The 22,110-nt window shown below is 43.7% G+C and carries 20 protein-coding genes, 1 other RNA gene and 4 pseudogenes; 14 read left to right on the plus strand and 11 right to left on the minus strand.

Annotated elements, in window-relative coordinates; all coding sequences use genetic code 11:
- From IM515_RS19370 to IM515_RS19380, 3 genes and pseudogenes are all read right to left on the minus strand, one after another.
- Positions 1-228, minus strand: a pseudogene (locus tag IM515_RS19370) (hypothetical protein); the annotation flags it as partial.
- Between the two features lie 70 nt (positions 229-298).
- Complete coding sequence (locus tag IM515_RS19375) at positions 299-451, minus strand: hypothetical protein (protein WP_287629766.1); 153 nt, start codon at positions 449-451, stop codon at positions 299-301.
- A 36-nt stretch (positions 452-487) separates the two neighbouring features.
- Positions 488-1,603: a TIGR03032 family protein gene (locus tag IM515_RS19380; RefSeq protein WP_287629768.1), complete on the minus strand. Its 1,116-nt coding sequence runs from the start codon at positions 1,601-1,603 to the stop codon at positions 488-490.
- A gap of 599 nt (positions 1,604-2,202) precedes the next feature.
- On the opposite strand from IM515_RS19380, the gene chrA reads away from it, so the two are divergent.
- Complete coding sequence (gene chrA, locus IM515_RS19385; protein ID WP_287629769.1) at positions 2,203-3,360, plus strand: chromate efflux transporter; 1,158 nt, start codon at positions 2,203-2,205, stop codon at positions 3,358-3,360.
- A gap of 35 nt (positions 3,361-3,395) precedes the next feature.
- Here chrA and hisG read toward each other — a convergent pair whose 3' ends face one another.
- On the minus strand, positions 3,396-4,046 hold the full coding sequence (gene hisG / locus IM515_RS19390) for an ATP phosphoribosyltransferase (RefSeq protein ID WP_287629771.1): 651 nt from the start codon (positions 4,044-4,046) through the stop codon (positions 3,396-3,398).
- Positions 4,047-4,061: 15 nt separating this feature from the next.
- On the opposite strand from hisG, the gene IM515_RS19395 reads away from it, so the two are divergent.
- Complete coding sequence (locus IM515_RS19395; RefSeq protein WP_287633485.1) at positions 4,062-4,232, plus strand: hypothetical protein; 171 nt, start codon at positions 4,062-4,064, stop codon at positions 4,230-4,232.
- 9 nt (positions 4,233-4,241) lie between these two features.
- Here the strand turns inward: IM515_RS19395 and IM515_RS19400 are convergent, their stop codons facing one another.
- Positions 4,242-4,985, minus strand: coding sequence for an HAD family hydrolase (locus IM515_RS19400; RefSeq protein ID WP_287629773.1), 744 nt, complete (start codon positions 4,983-4,985; stop codon positions 4,242-4,244).
- 309 nt (positions 4,986-5,294) lie between these two features.
- Positions 5,295-5,972, minus strand: a complete 678-nt coding sequence (gene deoC, locus IM515_RS19405) for a deoxyribose-phosphate aldolase (RefSeq protein ID WP_287629774.1) — start codon at positions 5,970-5,972, stop codon at positions 5,295-5,297.
- A gap of 159 nt (positions 5,973-6,131) precedes the next feature.
- On the opposite strand from deoC, the gene acnB reads away from it, so the two are divergent.
- The 8 genes and pseudogenes from acnB (at position 6,132) to ureC (ending at position 13,976) form a co-directional block, all read left to right on the plus strand.
- Complete coding sequence (gene acnB / locus IM515_RS19410) at positions 6,132-8,741, plus strand: bifunctional aconitate hydratase 2/2-methylisocitrate dehydratase (protein WP_287629775.1); 2,610 nt, start codon at positions 6,132-6,134, stop codon at positions 8,739-8,741.
- Positions 8,742-8,880: 139 nt separating this feature from the next.
- On the plus strand, positions 8,881-9,174 hold the full coding sequence (locus IM515_RS19415) for a BrnT family toxin (RefSeq protein ID WP_002735016.1): 294 nt from the start codon (positions 8,881-8,883) through the stop codon (positions 9,172-9,174).
- Positions 9,122-9,388 (plus strand): BrnA antitoxin family protein, encoded by a 267-nt coding sequence (locus tag IM515_RS19420; protein WP_002746336.1) that lies wholly within the window; start codon positions 9,122-9,124, stop codon positions 9,386-9,388. The genes IM515_RS19415 and IM515_RS19420 overlap by 53 nt, the downstream gene beginning before the upstream one ends.
- A gap of 131 nt (positions 9,389-9,519) precedes the next feature.
- Positions 9,520-10,485, plus strand: a complete 966-nt coding sequence (locus tag IM515_RS19425) for a hypothetical protein (RefSeq protein ID WP_287629776.1) — start codon at positions 9,520-9,522, stop codon at positions 10,483-10,485.
- A gap of 64 nt (positions 10,486-10,549) precedes the next feature.
- The gene (locus IM515_RS19430; RefSeq protein ID WP_264300235.1) at positions 10,550-10,654 is read left to right on the plus strand and encodes a PDDEXK family nuclease; all 105 of its coding nucleotides are present in this window, start codon (positions 10,550-10,552) and stop codon (positions 10,652-10,654) included.
- Positions 10,651-11,027, plus strand: a pseudogene (locus IM515_RS19435) (XisI protein). The gene IM515_RS19430 and the pseudogene IM515_RS19435 overlap by 4 nt, the downstream one beginning before the upstream one ends.
- Before the next feature lie 142 nt (positions 11,028-11,169).
- The gene (locus IM515_RS19440; RefSeq protein WP_002785478.1) at positions 11,170-12,066 is read left to right on the plus strand and encodes a polyphosphate kinase 2 family protein; all 897 of its coding nucleotides are present in this window, start codon (positions 11,170-11,172) and stop codon (positions 12,064-12,066) included.
- A gap of 200 nt (positions 12,067-12,266) precedes the next feature.
- Complete coding sequence (gene ureC, locus IM515_RS19445; RefSeq protein ID WP_002785480.1) at positions 12,267-13,976, plus strand: urease subunit alpha; 1,710 nt, start codon at positions 12,267-12,269, stop codon at positions 13,974-13,976.
- Between the two features lie 56 nt (positions 13,977-14,032).
- Here the strand turns inward: ureC and IM515_RS19450 are convergent, their stop codons facing one another.
- From IM515_RS19450 to IM515_RS19460, 3 genes and pseudogenes are all read right to left on the minus strand, one after another.
- Entirely contained in the window at positions 14,033-14,368 is a 336-nt protein-coding gene (locus IM515_RS19450; RefSeq protein WP_159254403.1) for an LPP leucine zipper domain-containing protein, read from the minus strand.
- A gap of 70 nt (positions 14,369-14,438) precedes the next feature.
- Positions 14,439-15,845: a CHAT domain-containing protein gene (locus tag IM515_RS19455; protein WP_425589522.1), complete on the minus strand. Its 1,407-nt coding sequence runs from the start codon at positions 15,843-15,845 to the stop codon at positions 14,439-14,441.
- 61 nt (positions 15,846-15,906) lie between these two features.
- Positions 15,907-16,177: pseudogene (locus IM515_RS19460) on the minus strand (ISAzo13-like element transposase-related protein); the annotation flags it as partial.
- Positions 16,178-16,203: 26 nt separating this feature from the next.
- Here IM515_RS19460 and IM515_RS19465 point away from each other — a divergent pair.
- A pseudogene (locus IM515_RS19465) lies at positions 16,204-16,716 on the plus strand (RNA-guided endonuclease InsQ/TnpB family protein); the annotation flags it as partial.
- A gap of 50 nt (positions 16,717-16,766) precedes the next feature.
- A complete protein-coding gene (locus IM515_RS19470) occupies positions 16,767-16,997 on the plus strand; it encodes a hypothetical protein (protein ID WP_002784101.1) in 231 nt (76 codons plus the stop codon).
- 421 nt (positions 16,998-17,418) lie between these two features.
- Here the strand turns inward: IM515_RS19470 and IM515_RS19475 are convergent, their stop codons facing one another.
- Positions 17,419-19,008: a glycoside hydrolase family 57 protein gene (locus IM515_RS19475; RefSeq protein ID WP_002772245.1), complete on the minus strand. Its 1,590-nt coding sequence runs from the start codon at positions 19,006-19,008 to the stop codon at positions 17,419-17,421.
- Between the two features lie 147 nt (positions 19,009-19,155).
- Between IM515_RS19475 and IM515_RS19480 the strand changes: the two genes are divergently transcribed.
- Positions 19,156-20,310 (plus strand): histidine kinase, encoded by a 1,155-nt coding sequence (locus IM515_RS19480; RefSeq protein ID WP_287629780.1) that lies wholly within the window; start codon positions 19,156-19,158, stop codon positions 20,308-20,310.
- Here IM515_RS19480 and IM515_RS19485 read toward each other — a convergent pair.
- Positions 20,288-21,115, minus strand: a complete 828-nt coding sequence (locus tag IM515_RS19485; protein WP_287629782.1) for an alpha/beta fold hydrolase — start codon at positions 21,113-21,115, stop codon at positions 20,288-20,290. The two genes, IM515_RS19480 and IM515_RS19485, sit on opposite strands and share 23 nt — an antisense overlap.
- 210 nt (positions 21,116-21,325) lie before the next feature.
- On the opposite strand from IM515_RS19485, the gene rnpB reads away from it, so the two are divergent.
- An RNA gene (gene rnpB / locus IM515_RS19490) (RNase P RNA component class A) lies at positions 21,326-21,816 on the plus strand.
- Positions 21,817-22,110 lie beyond the last annotated feature (294 nt).

Genomic DNA, 22,110 nt, shown 5'->3' on the forward strand with positions numbered 1-22,110 from the left:
GACTTCTTCACCCCTGAGTAACCAGACTTTATAGAGTTTGTCAGCGAAACGTTTTTTTGTCTTTGCTGAAGCGGTAATCCGTTTGAGTTCTTTTTCTAGGGATTCGGGAATTTTTGTCCAATCAATTAGTTGGTGAACTTCGGGAAAGAAGAAATGTAAAAACGACTCAAAATACTCGGTTAATGCTTCTTTCCAGGGTTCATCATAATTGGCGGTTGTTGGGTTCATGGCAAGTCGCTACCAATTGGAAAGTTAGGCACTCATCTAAATCTATTATTCCCCATAAATATCATCAATGCTACTTGTCGTCACAAAACTTCCCATTAGAGCAACCTACATCTACATCTTTGTTCTGACATTTATTGGTAAAACTATATAATGCCGTCAGATAAAGGGGGTCGGAACCAAAGGAACCGGGGAAGATATCCTTAACTAAAAAAGGCGTTGACATGATTTTTTCCTGAATAATAGGGTGAAAATTAAACAATTAAGCCCCTAAAGAAGGCACCATCCACACCGATTGAGTGTCGTCGAGGTCGGTATCCGGTCCAATTAGCGCCGGGTTGCGGTAGCCCGGCAGCACAGAGATGGCGAAAACCTCCTCCACGCCGCTATTGAACCAAAAAGTCGCCACCAGTTGACCGGTAGCTAGATTGACAATAGCCAACCCGCACCGCAATTGATTACGCCGCTCATCCAGGGGTAAACCGCCAAAAATCGCCGTTTCTCGGATTTGAGACAACCCGACAAAGGCGTGACCTTCCCAACAGTCCAAACCCCGGGTAAAACCGGGCAATTCCGCGATGATTTCTGTGCTACCAGTTTGGGGATGCCAACGGTTCAAGGTTCCATAACCGGAATTGAGGAAATAGAGATTACCCTGGTAAAGACGGGGAGAATGGGGCATGGCTAAACCCCGCAGAATCACCTCTCCCCTCGGCACATCAATTAAGCATCCCCCTTGAGCTTTATTCTCTCGCCAGAGGCTTTCCTCGTTGGTTTCCCCCAATGCCGTTACATATACGGGAGTGCCGCTATTTTCAGCCATAGCCAAGCCATTGAGGTGGCAGCGGTCCCCGGGGACTAAATCGGTAATAAAGGGCGGTTTCCACTGGGGGAGAAAACTCCAATTTCCTTCGATGGTTGCCAGACAGTTAAATAGGGTATTGACCACCCAAAGGCGATTACTGCCAAAAGCCAAATCATGACCCATAATCGGGCCGGTGAGGTGAGAAGAACGAGCTAAAAAAGCAATATCCTGTTCCCCTTCCGGTTTAATCTGGGGGGCAATCTCTCGATTAGCGGGTAAATTCCAAATTGCCTGACGAGCGCCCACAGCAATTCCAGTAGCGGTTCGGGTTAAACCCATCGCTTGGTCAAAATGGGCGAAACTCACCCGCATTTGTCCTTGATAAGTGCCAATGCTGGCCACTCGTCCCGCTTGGTAGGTGGAAATCAACACCGAGAGGTCAAGCTGGTTGAGTAATTCCGGCAGATTGAGGCTGTACTCATAATTGACTGGCACTGCTTGGCGCTGAGATGGACTCGCTGCTGGCTCTTGAGTATCTGAAAATTGGTTAGTGTTAGGCGGTAAGCTGTCCATAGAGTTTTTTTTGTATAGATTAGAATCGATTGTGATAATTGATTATTGTTTATGATTTAAGTGGGGAGGCACAATTATTTGTAGGATGGGTTAGCGGTAGCGTAACATGAGCGGGCGTTGGGTTTCATGCTTCAACCCAACCTACGTTCTGGTTAGTGTTAGGCGGCAAGCTGTCCATAGAGTTTTTTTGGTATAGACAAAAATCGATTGTGATAATTGATTATTGTTTATGGTTTGTTGACTAACCTTAGTAAGGTTTGATCCCCCCTTGCCCCCCTTAATAAGGGGGGTGCTGATGGGTTTCAGTGGGCATTAATGGGGTCTATTATAAACAAATTAATCAATATTATTTATAAAGTTTTCTTAACTTTTTTTGTATCAAATTTACTTGAACGGGAGCATTAAATACTTATAATTGGGTTTGTGTAAAACGGGTACATCTCATACCATTTGGGCGCACGCGATGCGCCCCTACCATTGGTGCAATCATATGATTGTAGGGGCGAATTGCATTCGCCCCCGCTATTATATGATTCCCCACTTAAGCCTATATTCTTGGATATAAACTTGACTCTAGAAAAACTATTGGTAATCAGAAAATGCTGACTTCATCGCCTCCCAATCTCTCGCAACTTGCCCTTTTATTTCTCAAAATCGGCATTATCGGTTTTGGTGGTCCGGCTGCCCATATCGCTTTAATGGAGGAAGAAGTGGTTAAGCGTCGCGGTTGGATGACTAAGGAACGATTTCTCGATTTGGTGGGGGCAACTAATCTGATTCCTGGTCCTAATTCCACGGAAATGGCTATTCATATCGGTTATATTTTTGGTGGTTTAGCGGGTTTAATAATCACCGGGGTTTGTTTTATCACTCCTGCGGTGTTAATTACGGGTTTTCTAGCTTGGATTTATACTACCTACGGGACTTTACCCGATGTGGCCCCGATTTTTGCCGGCATTAAACCGGTAGTAATTGCGGTGATTTTTCAGGCACTCTGGCGCTTAGGTAAAAAGGCACTGAAAACCCGTCAATTACTGTTCATCGGATTGGGAGTTATTGGATTATTAATCTTAGGTTTAAATGAAATTATCGCTTTACTGTTAGGGGGAATTATCGGGATGTTTATCCTAAAAAAATTCGCTACTTTACCCCTGATTGTGGCAGGAATAGGCGGTGCGACGGCGGTTGCTACTCCTAGCAATATCCCACCGACATTAACAGGATTAGGGCTATTTTTTCTCAAGGTGGGTAGTGTTTTATTTGGTAGTGGTTATGTGTTAGTTGCCTTTTTAGAAGCGGATTTAGTGCAGGGGAAAGGATGGTTAACCCGACAACAATTATTAGATGCTATTGCTATCGGTCAATTTACCCCCGGTCCGGTGTTATCCACAGCCACTTTTATCGGTTATCAAATATTAGGAGTATCGGGGGCAATTGTGGCGACTCTAGCGATTTTCTTTCCTTCTTTTATCTTTGTTTTATTACTTAATCCTCTTATTCCTAAGCTGAGAGAATCGGTTTGGGCGGGTGCTTTTTTAGATGCAATTAATGCTAGTGCCGTGGCTTTAATGGTAGCGGTAATTTTTAATTTAGCTCTAGCTACTTGGTTACAACCCTACGGGAATTTACCTTTTAATTTATTGGCTATCATTCTATCTCTTGTCTCTGGTATTCTTTTACTACGTTTTCAGGTTAATTCTACTTGGTTAATTCTGGCTGGTGCGCTTATTGGTTTGCTCTTAAAACAATTAGGTTAGGGGGAAATACTGCCCCAAACTAACCTATATTTTCCTTAAACTTTTGCCATTGATTTAGTTGCTTCTCTGAGCTTTTCTACCCAGTTATAAATCTGATTGCGGTCTAGTCGATAGCTGAGAGGATGGGCGATTAATCGAGCGCTACTAGCAAATAATTCGTCAATTTCTACTAAACCATTTTCGCGTAAAGTTCGACCGGTGGACACTAGATCAACTATCGCTTCTGACATCCCCGTAATCGGGCCTAATTCTACGGAACCATAGAGAGGTATAATCTCGACGGGAATATCCAAACGACGAAAATAATCCTTAGCACAATTGACAAATTTTGAGGCAACTTTACCGTGATGGGGAATATCTAAGGGACTTTGATAGGGACTATCAGCAGGGACAGCTACCGACATCCGACAGTAACCAAATTTTAGGTCAATTAAATTAGCCACATCGGGAGATTTTTCTGATAAAACATCATAACCGGCGATGCCTAATTGTGCCTGACCGTATTCTACATAAACTGGTACATCTGTGGCTCTGACTAATAACGCTTTCGCTTGGTTAGTGGGGTCGGTAATCTGTAATTGGCGATTTTTTGAGTCAAGAAAGGCACTAAAATCTAAGCCAATTTTCTGAAATATTTGGATACTTTCGTTTAGTAAAGCACCCTTCGGTAAGGCAATTGTTAGCATAGAGGGAATTATGAATTGAGAAGTGGGGAGGTGGGGAAGTGGGGAAGTGGGGAAATGGGGAAATGGGGAGGTGGGGAAATGGGGAGGGGAAGTGGGGAAGTGGGGAAGTGGGGAAATGGGGAAATTGAACTAAAACCCCAAAACCCCAAAACCCCAACACCTAAAACCTGTCTCGGAGTCTCCTGACAGCTAAAATCATAACTGATAACTGATAACCGAGATGGCAGTAAGTTCTCTAATGACCACATCAGCTAATTGTAAATCTTGATGGTTTTCTGGTTGCCAACTAATTGCGATCGCAGCTGCTGATTTTGCCTGTTTAGCCATTTCCCAATCGGCCCTAGTGTCCCCCACCATCAGGGTTTTGTCCACTGCGGTCCCCAAAGCTTGACAGGTTTCTTGCAATAATAAGGGATCGGGTTTACTTAAACCTCGATCGCAGCCCTGGGCAATTTTAATATAATTTAATAGGTGATTTTCCTTGACAAATTGCTCAACTCGTGCTGTGGTATCGGAGGAAAGAATCGCCAATTGTAAACCGGCCGCGTGCAGATAACGAATTACTTCTAAACATTGGGGATAGAGGGGATTTAAGCGGGGGGGAACCTTTTCATCGGCCGCTTGGAAGGCCGCTTTTGCGATCGCCATTGCCGTTAACCAATCCCGGCCGGTGGAAGCAATACAACCGGCAGCGACGATATGATTATCTCTGCGGCTGCCCACTGCCATTAAACCAGCAGGATTGAGACTATTTGCCCCAATACCGAAAGTTTTAGTTAATAAAGACTCTAAACCAGGGATTTGCGATTCAATGGCTTGTATCCGGGCTATAGCTCGATCGTACCAGAAAGCCCGCGAATCCTCTAGCGTACCGTCCTTATCAAAAACAATCCCTTGAATATCTCTAAATTCTCGATTACCACAGCGAATTATCGGCAAATAAACCTCCTTATTTTTATTGAATGTCAGTCATCATTTTAGCTGTCAGGATTCAGGATTCAGGAGACAGGATTCAGGAGACAGGATTCAGGAGTCAGGATTCAGGAGTCAGGAGATTATTTTTTATTTATTCTCCCCACTTCCCCACTTCCCCACACCCCACACCCCACTTTCCTATACCTTTTAAACAGGATTTAGTAAGTAGGGAGGCACAATTATTTGTAGAATGGGTTAGCGGTAGCGTAACATGAGTGGGCGTTGGGTTTCATGCTTCAACCCAACCTACGTTCTTTTAAACAGGATTTAGTATTACTCCTCAAAGGCAGCTTTTTGCTGACGGACTAAATCGACACCGCGGGAAGTTCCCAGACGGGTGGCCCCGGCCCGGATAAGAGTGATCGCTTGTTCTAGGGTGCGAATTCCGCCGGATGCTTTAATTCCTACCCGGCCTTTGCTAATTTCCTTGAGAAACTTGACATCGCTAACCGTTGCACCTCCAAACCAGCCGGTACTGGTTTTTAGGTAACTGACTCCTGCATCCATGCAAATTTCCGCCGCTAAACGTTTCTCGGTGTCCGTCAGTTGCGAGGTTTCCAGAATCGCTTTCACTGTCTGGCCGGTTTCCTGACAAATACTAGCAATTTCTTGGAATAATTGCTCAGATTTCCCATCTTTTAGCCAACCGAGATTAATAACCACCTCTAACTCCTTAGCACCATTATCTACGGCTTCTAAAGCCTCATAACGTTTAACTGCGGAGGTAGTGGCCCCTGCGGGAAAACCAATCACGGTAGAAACTAAAGTTTTTTTGCCGTGGAGTAACTGCACAGCTTGCTTAACGGCAGCGGGATAAACGCAGACGGTGGGAAAAAGATATTGATCAGCCTGTTGACAGTAAGCCTCTAATTGTTCACTGGTGGCGGTGGGGATGAGGAGAGAATGGTCGATATATTGTGCTAAATCTAGATCAGAATCGGTGATAGCCATTATCTACGCCTTAATATAGTCAATCGATCGCTATTTTCTCATTTTATGGAAATCGCACAATAAAGTCATGTCTCGCTAACCGAGAAATTCCGAGACTAGCAAAAATCCATTAACCTAGGAAGAAACCGTCACAAGTGAAGACTAGGAGAAAATAGACCTATGTTAGAAGCGTATCATCAGCACGTTGCCGACCGAGCGAAATTAGGTATCCCTCCCCTTCCCCTCAATGCTCAACAAACGGCGGAATTATGCGAAATACTCAAAAATCCGCCCGAAGAACTCAAGGGAGAATTGCTGACCCTGCTGCGTGACCGTGTTCCCCCCGGAGTTGATGAAGCGGCCTACGTTAAAGCGGGATTTTTAACAGGAATTGCCAAAGGTGAAATAAAATCTAACGTTATCTCCCCCCAGGGTGCGGTTAGCTTACTGGGAACCATGGTCGGTGGTTATAACGTTCATTCTCTGATTGAACTGCTGAAATCCAGAGATATTAATATCGCCGCCGCTGCTGCCAGCGCTTTAAGTAAAACCCTGCTAGTATTCGACGCATTTAACGAGGTTTTGGAATTATCCGACACCAATCCCTATGCTAAACAGGTTATCGATGCTTGGGCCAATGGCGCTTGGTTTATCGCTAAACCGAAACTTGCTAAAGAAATTACCGTCACCGTCTTCAAAGTCCCGGGAGAAACCAATACAGATGACCTATCTCCCGCTCCCCATGCCACCACCCGGCCTGATATTCCCCTTCATGCCTTGGTAATGTTAGAAACCCGTCAACCCGGGTCCTTAGAAACCATTGCCGAATTGAAAAAATTAGGCCATCCGGTCGCCTATGTGGGGGATGTGGTCGGGACTGGTTCCAGCCGAAAATCGGCAATTAACTCGGTTCTCTGGCATATTGGCGATGATATTCCCTTTGTGCCTAATAAACGTGCTGGTGGCTATATTTTAGGCAGTAAAATCGCCCCTATCTTCTTTAATACGGCCGAGGATTCCGGCGCTTTACCGCTTGAATGCGATGTTAGCCAAATGAACACGGGGGATGTGATTAAAATCTATCCCTACGAAGGCAAAATCACCAACGAAGCGGGCGCAACTATTAGCACTTTTAGCCTCAAACCTGAGACAATTCTGGATGAAGTGCGCGCCGGCGGTCGTATTCCCCTCTTAATCGGTCGCAGTCTCACCGATAAAACCCGTCACGCCTTGGGACTTGAGGCTAGTACCCTATTTACCCGTCCCACTATGCCTAGTGACACGGGTAAAGGTTACACCCTAGCGCAAAAAATGGTCGGCAAAGCTTGCGGTTTACCCGGGGTGCGGCCGGGTACTTCCTGTGACCCAATTATGACTACGGTAGGGTCTCAGGATACCACCGGTCCGATGACCAGAGACGAGTTAAAAGAGTTAGCCTGTTTAGGTTTTAGCGCTGATTTAGTCATGCAGAGTTTCTGTCACACGGCAGCCTATCCCAAACCAGTTGATATTCAAACTCATCACCAATTACCGGACTTTTTCTCTACCCGGGGTGGGGTGGCTTTACGTCCGGGAGATGGCATTATTCACTCCTGGTTAAATCGGATGTTATTGCCGGATACGGTGGGGACTGGCGGCGATTCTCATACTCGTTTTCCCCTGGGAATTTCCTTTCCTGCGGGGTCGGGTTTAGTGGCATTTGCCGCCGCTTTGGGAGTAATGCCTTTGGATATGCCGGAATCGGTTTTAGTGCGTTTTACGGGGGAATTACAACCCGGTGTGACTCTGCGCGATATTGTTAATGCTATTCCCTACGTTGCCATCCAAGAGGGTAAATTAACCGTGGAAAAACAGAACAAAAAAAATGTTTTTAACGGTCGCATTATGGAGATGGAAGGGCTGCCGGATTTGAAATTAGAACAGGCTTTTGAGTTAACCGATGCCACGGCGGAACGTTCCTGCGCCGGTTGTACGATTAAGTTAAGTACCGAGACAGTGGCGGAGTATTTACGCTCTAATGTGGCCCTGTTAAAGAATATGGCGGCCCGGGGTTATAGTGATGCCAAAACTATCCTGCGTCGGGTAGCAAAAATGGAACAATGGTTAGCTAATCCCGTTCTGATGGAGGCGGATAAGGATGCCGAATATGCGGATATTATCACCGTCAACTTAAACGAGATTAAAGAACCAATTGTTGCCGCACCCAATGACCCCGATAATATCAAGTTAATGTCGGAATGCGCCGGGGATAAAATTGATGAGGTGTTCATCGGTTCTTGTATGACTAATATTGGTCATTATCGCGCCGCTGCTAAGATATTAGAAGGGGCAGGAGTTGCTAAGGCTAAACTGTGGATTTGTCCCCCCACCCGCATGGATGAAAAACAATTGCGCGATGAGGGAATGTACGGCATTTTTGCCGCTTCTGGGGCGCGCACCGAGATGCCTGGATGTTCCCTTTGTATGGGTAATCAAGCGCGGGTTGAAGACAGAGCGACGGTATTTTCTACCTCGACTCGTAACTTCAATAATCGCATGGGAAAAGATGCGCGAGTCTATCTCGGTTCCGCCGAATTAGCGGCGGTTTGTGCGCTGCTGGGACGCATTCCCACCGTTGAGGAATACCTGGCAATTGTCACCGAGAAAATTAATCCTTTTGCTGGCGATTTATACCGCTATTTGAACTTTAATGAAATCGCTGGTTTTGAGGATGAAGGCCGGGTAATTCCCCTAGAAGATTTACCTAAGATTGAGGATATTTTAGGGATTCCTTCTGGTGTTTTGAGTTAGTTGACCGGTTATGGGTCATTTCGATCGAGGCGAAAGATTTCTTTTGATTTCGATCAAGATGACCCCTCTAACGATCGAATTTTCGACAATTATAGGATTTTTTTCGATATACGGAATGACAACTCGATAAAATAAAAATATGAAATTCGAGTGGGATCGACAAAAGAACCGAGCGAATATCATCAAGCACGATCTAGACTTCGCGGACGCGCAGCGGATATTTGAACATCCCATTCGAGTTTCCCTTGACGAACGAGAAAATTATGGCGAAGATCGATTGATAGGAATCGGTACGCTCGATGGCCGAGTGGTAGTTGTCGTTTTTACAGAACCGAGTAGAGATACAATTCGTATTATTTCACTTCGTAAAGCTTTACCCTATGAACGAAAACGATATGAACAATACCTCCGAGACGAATTGGGAGAAAGTTGACGCTCTTACGGAAGAGGAAATCGACACATCCGATATTCCGCCCTTAACCGAGGAGTTTTTTAGTAAATCGCGGTGGTGGAAACCTGTAGAGAAAGTAAATGTTCTTGTTCAAGTAGATCCCGAAACCCTAGCTTGGTTTCAATCACAGGGCGAGGATTGTGAACAAAAAATGTCCGCCGCTTTACGGATTTATGCGGAGGCTCACAAAGTATAGTCAAGTTTAGTTCGGGTACAAGCCACACAATAAAAAAGTTCGCTATCATTTTGAGCGGGATGAAAAGCCACACAATCTCATTTACCAATAAATCGCCTTAAATGAAATGATAAAAGTGAGTACGAAAAATTATGATTATAGATGTACCGACTGGAGATGATTTTAAATCCGCTGGCATTGATTTTTTAAATCTGGCTTGGGATACGCTGATAAGTTTATCTACAAAACTTAAGAATGCGGAATATTTTTATAATGTGTATTATAGCGATGAGAATGAAGAAGTAATCGATCAATTGTCATCTGAGCAATATTGGAAACAAGCACAACGTCCATTGAGTACAGCCCTTTCCCTTATTCAACAAGGAACCGAATTTCTCTTAAAAGGTCATATTGCTACAGTTAGCCCGTATTTACTAATTTCAGGAGATCCGAGTAATTATCCCAGTAAATCTCATGAGCGCAATATCCGTTTTAGTGAATTTAAAACAATTGATGCACAGGATTTAGTCAAAGTTTATAATACCGTATCGACTGGTCGATTACCAGATAACTTTCGACAAAGATTTGAAGATTTGAGAAGCAAGCGAAATATAATTATGCACACTGTAGATCCTGAATTATATATAAAAACTAAAAATCTGTTTGTTGAAATTCTAGAAATTTGTCATTATTTGATAGAGCCAAACTCGTGGATAAAAATTCGAGGACAATTCATTCAAAATGAACCTGAATCTGTTCTATATAGCTCTGAAACCAGAGAATTATATAATTGGCTGGCTTTAGAAATAAACCTTGTAATTGATTTATTAACAACTTCAGAAAATAATAAATATTTTAATTTTAATAAAAAAACAAGACGTTATTTCTGTCCTAGTTGTTATAGTGGTTTTAGGGAAGATTACGAAGACGAACAGATTCCAAGATTAGCTCAACTAATACCTAATGAACCAACTAGCAACACTATTTATTGCCTTGTATGTAATGAATCTTATGAAGTATTGCGGGAAGATTGCACAGCTGAAGATTGTCTGGGTAATGTCATAGATCCTGATGATGGTACATGTCTTACCTGTGGTTCGGACAATTTTCGAGATTAATTGTTGAAATTGTAATAAATATCTTGTATGTATTAATTTCTTTATTTTTTTAATCGGACAAGAAATTTATGAAAAGTTTTTCGCTCAAGCTGCCATACAAATAATCTTGCAAAAGTATCAAGTTTTATGGTTAATTGTTGATATTAATCAGGAGAAAATCGTTCAATAGATAAACTAAATTATTATCAAAACATAATCAAGAAAATTCTCACAGAATATGCAGAAATTTCCTCACAAGTACCCGACAAGACATGGACGAAATATTGATATTTGACGATGACAGAAGCCAATATATTTGGTTTAATATTGGCTGGAAAAATGGCAAACGAATTAAAGCTATTTCCGTTTATCTTCGTCTAAAAAATGACAAAATTTATATTGAAGAAGATTGGACAGAAGCAGGTATCGCCACGGAATTAATGCGCGTAGGAATTCCCAGTAGTGAGATAGTTTTAGCTTTTCAACCTCCCGAAGTGCGACAGTTTACCGAATTTGCGATCGCCCAAAAATTGTTCTTTACTTTCTCGTCAGATGAGGAGTAGCTAAAATCGAATATTTAAATATACTTGTTTCTAGGTCATTTCTGCCAGTTCATCCTTGACTCGCCGGTGAAAGAGTTAGATATTTTCCGAGCAAAAGTGCTACAATGTAATTTTAGGGGTCAAAATAATCAAGGAGAAGAGCATGGTCAGCAAAATTGATCGCCAAGCATTTTTACAATCGTTAATCGTGCCACCGGGTAAAGAAATTTCTCTGCACAAAGATTACGATGCCCGGTTTAAGCCAGACTACATTACCAAAGAAGATGCCACGCTGCTGCTGCAACAGGGGATCGAAAAAATGGCCGAGTTTCAAGATAAACTTTATGCCCAGGATACCTATGCTCTGTTAATTAATCTGCAAGCCATGGATGCGGCGGGTAAAGATGGTACGATTAGACACGTTATGTCGGGTTTAAATCCCCAAGGCTGTCAGGTATTTAGCTTTAAAGTTCCCTCGGCCGAAGAACTAGACCACGATTATCTCTGGCGATATTATAAAGCTTTACCGGAGCGGGGTCGTATCGGTATTTTTAATCGTTCCTACTACGAAGAATTATTAGTCGTGCGCGTCCATCAAGATTTATTGGAACGGCAAAAACTCCCCCCGGAAGACAGAACTAAGAAAGTTTGGCAGCGACGTTTTGAGGAGATTAATAATTTTGAAAAATATCTGGTTAATAATGGGATTATTGTTCTGAAATTCTTTCTCAATGTTTCTAAAAAAGAACAGAAAAAACGATTTTTAGAAAGAATTGATCGCCCCGAAAAAAACTGGAAGTTTTCCGAAAATGATGTCAAAGAAAGGGCTTTTTGGGATGATTACACGAAAGCCTACGAGGAGGTATTCAATCATACCAGTACCGAGTGGGCTCCTTGGTATATTATCCCGGCTGATCGCAAATGGTTTACCCGTTTAGCTGTGGGGGCGGTTATTTATCACACCCTCGAATCCCTTGGTTTAAAATATCCCACCGTCACCGAAGAACATCGCCAAGCTTTACTGAAAGCCAAAGAAATCCTCGAAAACGAGCCAGATTAAAAATGGAAGAAAATCCCCAAAAAGCGATAATTGCCGGAAAATCGATCGTAAGCTAAGACGTATCTTAACTGCCTATCCTTAGATTAGCTGACCCCCCCTTGCCCCCCCGACGTCGGGGGGGTTGCCTCTTGCCTCGTCTCAACAAGCAATTTAAATGCTTGACAGCTTATAATCAATGTCGATTTGAGAGAATTACCCCTATGAATTATCGCATCGATCGCCGCACCTATGCAGAAACCTACGGCCCCACCGTCGGAGATAAAGTTCGCCTGGCGGACACGGAATTATTTATCGAAGTCGAAAAAGATTTCACCACCTACGGCGATGAGGTAAAATTCGGCGGCGGTAAAGTAATTCGCGATGGTATGGGCCAATCCCCCATTTCTAGGGAAGATGGGGCGGTGGATTTGGTGATTACTAATGCCCTAATTCTCGACTGGTGGGGCATCGTTAAAGCCGATGTGGGCATTAAAGACGGCAAAATTTATAAAATCGGTAAAGCGGGCAATCCTCACATTCAAGATAATGTCGATATTATTATCGGTCCTGCTACCGAGGCATTAGCCGGGGAAGGGATGATTTTGACAGCAGGGGGGATTGATGCCCATATTCATTTTATCTGTCCCCAACAAATTGAGACAGCGATTGCGTCGGGGATTACCACGATGATTGGTGGCGGGACCGGACCTGCGACGGGAACTAATGCCACCACCTGCACCCCGGGAGAATGGAACATCTATCGAATGCTAGAGGCCGCCGAAGCTTTCCCGATGAATTTGGGTTTTTTGGGTAAAGGCAACAGCAGTCAGCCGGAAGGACTAGCGGAACAGGTAAAAGCGGGGGTAATTGGCTTAAAACTCCATGAAGATTGGGGAACCACTCCGGCAGCCATTGATACCTGTTTAAGCGTGGCCGATAAGTACGATGTGCAGGTGGCGATTCATACCGATACTCTCAATGAAGCCGGTTTTGTTGAGGCTACTATCGCCGCTTTTAAAAATCGCGTCATTCACACCTACCACACGGAAGGGGCTGGTGGTGGTCATGCTCCCGATATTATTAAGGTTTGCGGGGAAATGAACGTTTTACCCTCCTCTACTAACCCCACTCGTCCCTATACGACGAATACCTTAGAGGAACACCTTGATATGTTGATGGTTTGTCATCATCTAGACCGGAGTATTCCCGAAGATGTGGCCTTTGCCGAATCCCGCATCCGCCGCGAAACTATTGCCGCCGAGGATATTCTCCACGATTTAGGGGCTTTTAGCATCATTTCCTCCGATTCTCAAGCTATGGGACGGGTGGGAGAAGTAATTATCCGCACTTGGCAAACTGCCCACAAAATGCGGGTACAACGGGGCAGACTGACTGGGGAAACGGGCGAGAATGATAATCTGCGGGCAAGACGATATATTGCTAAATATACGATTAATCCTGCTATTACCCATGGTGTCTCCGATTATGTCGGTTCCATCGAGGTGGGCAAATTAGCCGATTTGGTTCTCTGGAAACCGGCATTTTTTGGCGTAAAACCGGAAATTGTCCTGAAAGGCGGTTTAATCGCCTGGGCGCAAATGGGCGATGCTAATGCCAGTATTCCCACACCCCAACCGGTTTATATGCGTCCCATGTTTGCCTCTTTTGGCGGTGCGATCGCCAAAACTTCCTTGACATTTGTTTCTAAATATGCTATGAAAGCGGGCATTCCTGAGAAGTTAAAGCTGAAAAAAACCGCCGTAGCCGTGTCGAATACGCGCAATATCAGTAAGGCTAGTATGAAGCTGAATGACGCTTTACCGCGCATGGAAGTTAATCCCGAAACCTACGAAGTGCGTGCTGACGGGGAATTATTAATCTGTGAACCGGCTACGGTTTTACCCATGGCCCAGCGCTATTTCCTATTTTGAATTCGATTTCAGAAAACGGGTTTTTTCAAAAAACCCGTTTTCTTTTTGAATCACAGTTAAGGATTAGTAGGAAGGTTTGGTAAAAATAACTTAACTAATCCTGCCATTAGTGCAGCAACAATAGCAACAAAGATGGTTCGATTAGTAAATTCCAAGTTATCTAGTCGTTTATTCACGCCTGTTAATTCTCCTTTAACATTTGCTAGGTCAACTCTTAAGTTATTCACTTCTTCAGATAGCTTGTCTATTTTGCTATTAAGTTGTTCAGATAATCTGTCTATTTTGCCATTAAGTTGTTCAGATGACTTGTCTATTTTGTCATTAACTTCTTTGAATTGTCCTACAATAAAGTCTTTTAATTCTTTGAGGTCGTTTTCTGTAAATGTTGCCATTGTGTGACTCTCCTAGTAATTGTTTGTGATACCAATAATCTTACCACTAAGTTTAACTCCTCACCCTTCATCAGTCAAATTTCATCGAAGTTGCATCACCAGAAGGAATAAAACTTGCCCAATAAAAAGGATGTTTTTGCTTCTCACCCTTGAGCATTCCTAGTTGAATTTGTCGTAAAGCTTCACTGCGTCCTTCTCCTTTTTGTAAGCGTCCATAATAGGCGACCATTAAATCTTTAGTTGCGTCATCAGATACTTTCCAAAGGCTAATTAATTGGCTTTCACTACCTGCTATAACTAAAGCACGGCGCAATCCATAAACTCCCTGACCGATTTTAATATCTCCTTTCCCCGTATCGCAAGCAGAAAGGACAACTAATTTGGTTCCGACTAAGTTTAAATTGGTAGTTTCTAAAGCAGTTAAAACCCCATCATCTCCTGCACTTTGACCGATTGTAACTCCTGCTAAAACTAACCCAGAACGCAATAAAGGATTCTCAACCACATTACGTTCACCTTGTAGGGGCGAATTGCGTTCGCCCGGATTACGTTCCGGTTTAAAAAAACCATGAGTAGCGATGTGGAGAATATTCGGTTTTTTCGCTTGTTTAACCGCGTTTTCTGTGGCTTGAGAACCAGTTAAAACAGTGGCTTGAGGTAAGATATTTTTAATCGCTTTAGCTTCTTCCTCTGTACCCGGAAGACCGGGAAAAGTAAACTCAGACAGGTCGATGGAACGAGTGAGAGCGACTTTTTCCCCTGCTTTACCATAGAAAGGATCAGCTACAATGAGCGGCGATTGTTGACTGGCAAATTTATCTTTAAGGCGCAGTAAATCTCGTCCAGAAGTGAGATAGGTAATATGATAATTTTCCACTAAGTATTGATTATTTTCATCTACTAAAGCTTCAAAAGGAATTAAATTAAGTGCAGCATCAGGAGAAAGCAGAATTGTTTTAGTATTGCCTAATAATTGACGGATAGGCTGCATCAATATCTCATCAAGTTGACGCGCTGATTTTTGCAGTTGAGGGAGAGGAGTTTGTGCGTCTGCAAGATTGTCACGGAAGTAAATTAATTTGTCGTCAATCGGTTTGGCTTCCCCTAAATCCTTGGCTTTGATGTCACCATTAGGATAGAGAATATAAACAGCATAACGAGGATTGCCAAAACGTTTATTTTCAGGCGCTTTAGGATTAAAAGGTTGATAGCGGACTATTTCAACTAAAGCAGCATTAGCAGGAATTAGCTTTTGAATACCTTCCAGGGTAATGGGTTGGGATAGGCTACGAAATTCGGCACTACGACGACCGATTTTATCCTCTATTTCTTTTGCTTTTGCGGTAACTTCGTTAAGTTGTTGACGGTAAATTTCTGGTGAGGGAAAATCATCAGGCTTTTTAAAAGTCAGGTTAGATAGTTGAGTCCGAACTTCAATCAGTTGAGTTAAGGGACTTGCGTAAAAATAAGATGCCAGCTAGGAGGGCAGAACCGTCACATCCCATTTGGGCAAAGTTTCAGAACGCTGCGTTGAAAGGTTGCAATTGTTCTAGTTCTTTAGCCAAAACCTTCACCCCTTTTTCATAAGTTCCTTCTACCAAATGCACGCTTAGGTTTTATCCCCTTCCAAGTCATGTTAGAAGCCCAATTAAGAGCCGCATCAATTGAATCTAAAATTGCCCCATTCCAATAGTTCTCTAAGACAGCCCAACACCGTTCAATGGGATTATATTTACTATGGTAAGGTGGGTAGTAGATGAGCCGTATTTGCCATTGAGTTTTTCGGGCAAATTCTACCATTCTGTTGATTTAGCATAAAGAGTAACGAAGAGCCCAAAAAGCAGTCTAATAACTACAAAAAAGCTAGTCAAAAATACGCTAAGGGACACTTAAAAGTAAGTAGGCAACGAGAAGAGTTTGCTAAAAAATTGGCACTCCGTTTAATTCAGTCAAACGACTTGATAGCCCAGGTCGATTTAAAAGTCAAGAACCTTGTGCGTAATCGAAAACTAGCTAAGAGTATCAATGATGCTGGTTGGTCACAATTGAGAAAATGGATAGAGTATTTTGGCATTAAATACGGCAGGCTAACTATTGCTATTAATCCCGCCTATACAAGTCAAGAATGCCTTAATTGTGGTCGGTTAATCCAAAAGTCTCTATCAGTTATAACTCATGTTTGTTCCTGCGGATATGTGGAAGATAGAGACAAAATGGCGGCATTAAATATACTCAAAAAAGCTACGATAGGGCATATCGGAAGCTGGTCGTCAGACCTAAACGCTTGGGGAGATTTAAGCTCTATTTTGGTTGGTAGCAATACCTGTCAAGACAACTTGAGTCAGTGAACCAAGAATCCCTCGCTTAAGCGCGATGGGAGTGTCAATGCGATAAACCTATGACTAAACTGCTGCAACAGGCGATCGCTCAAATCCAACAACTTCCGCCCGAACAACAAGATGCAATCGCATCGCGGTTTCTGGATGAGTTGAAAGACGAGCAAAAATGGGAAGCTAGTTTTGCTGCCACAACAGATGAGCAATGGGAGCAGATGACTGCGATGGTGCGTCAGGAAATAGCAATGGGTGAAACTACTCTAGCCAGTGAAGTATTTCCGACACAAAAATGAAATCAAGTGTCACCAAAACGTTTCGTAAACAGCTTAATAATCTTCCTGCATCAGTTCAGGAACAAGCAGCAAAAGAAAACTCCATGGCTAACAAGTTCTTGCGGGCAGAACGGAGGTTGACGCTATCGGTTATGATCCAAAAATAATCGCTGTTCGGCACTTGACCGAACGTTCAATCAGCTGTAGCCAGTAATACATTTGCACTAAATAATAAAATCGGCGTTGCAGCCATCAATATCTGAATGCTAATTGTGCATCGTATCTACAAGTTAACTTAGTCCCAAGTTTTAAGAATGGCCTAGAGAATAATTCATCCTTAAAATCAGCAACGCCGAATTAATTGGCACGGATAGAATCAGAAAGCAACAAGGTGCGCTACAGCTTGTAACGCACCAAAATTTTTATTAATCTCTAACAAAGATTACAGAGGTCGATAGACGCGGTAATCAATATTGGGGAAAATATTATCGATTTCCTCGACTTTTTCCAACCAACCAGCGTCAATCTTCTCCGATTTCACATCTTCATAGATTTTATTTAACCGCAGCAGGTGGGAACGAGTGCGCCGGACAGCATAGGGAACCATCGTACCGGTTCGCATAATAAAGGCCCAGTCAGAAGATTGTGCCAATAATAACTCCCGGGCCGCCTGATTTAAAGCCCGTTCCTGTAATTCATCCTCCGCTTCATGATGACTTAATTCAATCATCCGTTCCGTGCCTTTGTGCAGGTGAGGATAGATCCAAGCGTTAGTTTCATTCAGCCAGTATTCATGGAAACCCTTATAACCCCAACTGGATTGGGAAGGACGACAGACCTGCTGATGGGGGTTAGACCGGAGATAATCGGCTAAATGGGTCATTTGGTAGATATTTTGGTCATACCAAGACTTGCGGAACAGAAAATCGATAAACCAGGGTCCTTCATACCACCAGTGACCGAATAACTCGGCATCGTAGGGAGAAACAACCAGGGGAGGACGGCCCATAATTCCCGCTAAACTCTCCACTTGCCGCTCGCGATTATACATAAAATTGCCCGCGTGTTCGGCGGCTTTTTCTTTGGCCCAGTAGGGGTCATAAAGCCCTTTTTCCGATAAACCACCGTCCCGGCTAGTAATTTTGTGGTATTTAATGCCTATATTCTTGCGTTGACCGTTGGGCATGATATAGGGCTTAATATACTCGTATTCCGCTTCCCAGCCCAAATCTTTATAGAATTCCCGATAAACTATATCCCCCGGATAACCGACTTGGGAAGACCAAACCTGTTGGGAAGATTCGTGGTCACGACCGAAAGCAGCCACCCCGGTTTCTGTGAAAATCGGCGCATAACTGCCGTAACGGGGGCGCGGACGACCGTAGAGAATACCGTGGCCATCGACGAGGAAATAACGAATGCCCGCATCGGCTAACATTCTTTCTACCCCTTCATAGTAAGCACATTCCGGCAACCAAATGCCCTTGGGACGACGACCGAAATTTTCTTCGTAGTGTTGACAGGCCACCTCAATTTGCGCCCACACCGCTTGTGGGTACATTTTCATCAGGGGCATATAACCATGGGTCGCACCACAGGTGATAATTTCTAGGTTATTACTGTCGAGGAATTGTTTAAAAGCTTTGACCAGATCTCGATCGTATTTTTCCCAAGTTTGTCGGATACTTTGGAAAGATTCAGCGTAATATTCGGCTAAGTAGCGAATATGGCCATTATGTTGATTATGGTCGATTTCTTTAGCAATTAATTCTTCTAACTTACCTAAGTGTTCTTCATAGCGCTCTTGCAGTAACGGATCCCGCAGCATCGACACCAACGGCGGAGTCATGCTCATGGTCATTTTAAAATCGATACCGTCCCGCTTGAGACCTTCAAAAACTTGCAGGAGAGGGATGTAGGTTTCTGTGATTGCTTCGTATAACCATTCTTCTTCGAGGACGTAATCGCTTTCGGGATGGCGGACGAAAGGGAGATGAGCGTGGAGAACTAGGGCAACATAGCCAAAAGCCATAGGATTTCTTCTTAGAATTAAGGAATAAAACTTTAAGATTAGGTTGAGTAGATTTTATACTATCTTAAGCTTCTACAATAAAGAATATGATAAAAGTCGATCGATCATCGATTGATCTCGTCAATCCCTAGGTTTACTAATTTTCCGATGCTCCCATCTAACGAGCCACTGACTGCTTTAGGAAGAGAGACGACAACGCCTCTCTCGATTCAACTTTTGCTTTTTGTTGATGACCGTCCCAGTTCTCAAGAAATTACCCGTCAAATTCAGTCCTATCTCCAGTCTTTAAAGTCTGATTACCCGATTGACCTACAAATCATCGAAATTCGCCAGCAACCTCATTTAGTCGAACATTTTCGCCTTGTAGCTACCCCTGCCTTGGTCAAAATTGCCCCCGTCCCCCGTCATACCCTCGCGGGCAGTAATCTGGTGGAACAGTTTAAAAAATGGTTGGTACGCTGGCAAAAAGCGATTAAAGAGGAGGTCAAAAATCATCACGCTGAGGATGGACAACTTCAAGAGGTGGAACATTCGGGCGAACTCATCCGCATCGCCGATGAGGTTTTTCGTCTTAAACAGGAAAAGGAAGAATTATTAGAACAATTAAAATTTAAAGACCAAATTTTGGCTATGTTAGCCCACGATTTACGCAGTCCTCTCACCGCCGCTTCCATCGCCGTGGAAACCCTCGAATTAGCCTATCATCAACCAGATACGGAGCGCAGTCTGCAATTACGAGAACAACTGCACCAACAGGCCCGCAAACAGTTCCGGATTATGAACCGTTTGATCACGGATATTCTACAAGCTTCTAAGAGCATGGCGGCGCAATTCACTCTCCAACAGAGTAAATTTTATCTGCAATCCCTCTGTCAGGAAATTTTATCTCAATTTACCGATACTTTTCAGGAAAAGACTTTAATTCTCCAAAGCGATATCCCCCAAGATCTGCCCCCCGTCTATGCTGATGAGGAGTTAATCCGACAGGTGATTATTAATCTCTTGGAGAATGGCATCAAATATACCCCCGCTGGCGGCGCAATTACCCTTTCTGTCCTCCATCGTACTACTCAAAAAGTACAGGTGAGCATCAGTGATACCGGCCCCGGCATTCCCGAAGAAAAACAAGAGCATATTTTTGAGGGTCATGTGCGTCTCAAACGGGATGAGGGTAAAGAAGGTTATGGCATCGGGTTATCGGTCTGTCGCAAGATTATTCGCGCCCACTATGGTCAAATTTGGGTGGATAGTGTCCCCGACCACGGCAGTAGTTTTCACTTCACTCTGCCAGTTTATCGCTAAAATGCTCCCCTAACCAATGATCAATGTCCCCTAAAACTAAGTCGGGGATTTCCCAAGGGAACAGATGGGCCGTATCGGGGTAACATTTCCACTCAGACAGTTTCAGGTTTTCGGCCGTTTCTTGGCTCGAGGCACTGGTAATATGGCGATCATTTGCCCCCGCCAGAACTAAGCAGGGAATTGTGATTTTGTCAAGAGATTTTAAACAATTGTTACCTTTTTTTAAAGCCCGATTTAAAGCGCGATCGGCAGCTGGAGAAGTGCCTAAGTAGGCGGGAACAGCATCTTGAGCAAGATAGCGATAGGCGATCGCTTGATGTTGTGAAAAAAGATACTGAAACAGGGAACGACGAGCAAAAGTATCAATATTCCAACGCCATCCCGGTTTAATCTGATTGAGAATTGCCGCCATCCCCGTCAAAATCAGATCTGTGGTGGTGATAGGAGGATGACTACCCCAAGGCCGTCCGGCCGAGGCCACGAGAATCAAACCCGGAAAGCGATCGGGATGCCGCAATACTAATTCCAGAGCGATTATACCCCCCAAAGACCAACCGAGAATTAAACATTGCTGGATTTTTTGGCGATCGAGCAGCCCGATTAAATCCTCTAGATGTTCTTCTAGCTGAAAATCCGGGCGATAACGACTTTTCCCGTAGCCGCGCAGATCCGGGGCCAGGGTTTGCCAGCGTTGGCAAAAATGATCGGTAAATACAGACATACTGGCTGCCGAACCGGGATGACCGTGCAGACAGAGGATCGGATAGCCATTACCTTTGATGTTAACGTTGAGAGCGATCGACATTGAGCAGTTATCAGTTATCAGTTATCAGTTACCAGTTATCAGTTATCAGTTATCAGATTTGAGTTTTAAGTGAGCAGTATGTATTAAGCGAGCAGTATTAAATAGCAGTTTCCTGCTGTCTTTTCACTGTTCACTGTTTACTGATCACTGATTATTGACTGGGATATATGAGCGATCGAGTCTCTGGTATGTCAAACTAGAGAATAGGAGAGAGTTGGTCTAGAGGTTGCGGGGTCATTTGATCAATGATTCCGAGGAAAGTCCGAACTCCCGAAAGACCACACTTGCTGGATAACGTCCAGTGCGCGTGAGCGTGAGGATAGTGCCACAGAAAAATACCGCCCCCTTTTTCAGTGTTGCCAAAGGCACGGCGTAGCCGTCCAGTAAACAGTAACGAAAGTAAATTTACTGATAACTAATAACTTTCCACTGATAACTGATCACTGATAACTGATTGGGGGTAAGGGTGCAAAGGTGCGGTAAGAGCGCACCAGCAGTATCGAGAGGTACTGGCTCGGTAAACCCCGGTGGGGAGCAAGGTGGAGGGACAAAGGTTGGTCTTTTTCCTGTCCCGTTTTTAGGAACCGCTTGAGGTAATTGGTAACAATTATCCCAGATAGATAACCTCTATTCCAACAAAGGTAAAAGCAATTTTACTGCTGTTGGGAAATACAGAATTCGGCTTATGTCTGACTCTCTCCTTTATCAGTTATCAGTAATCAGTTATCAGTATTCAGTATTCAGGAGATAGGAGATTGCTTTTATTTAGGGTCTGCTGAAAAAGTTTTTCCTGGGGGTAGGAGTCAGTAGCCGGTCGTCAGTAGCCGGTCGTTTCAGGCTTTGTTGCCCTTGTTTTTTGTACCAAGCTATGTACTACAAGAAGGATAATGCAAGGTTTTTGAAAGTCCCAATCCTATTTTCTTGCACTAACATCGGACTTTAACAGGTCAAAAGCTTTATTTTAAAAGGGTTTTACCATTATTCAGCAAGCCCTA

This window comes from Microcystis sp. M44BS1 (genome assembly GCF_020244875.1).
GTDB lineage: Bacteria > Cyanobacteriota > Cyanobacteriia > Cyanobacteriales > Microcystaceae > Microcystis > Microcystis panniformis.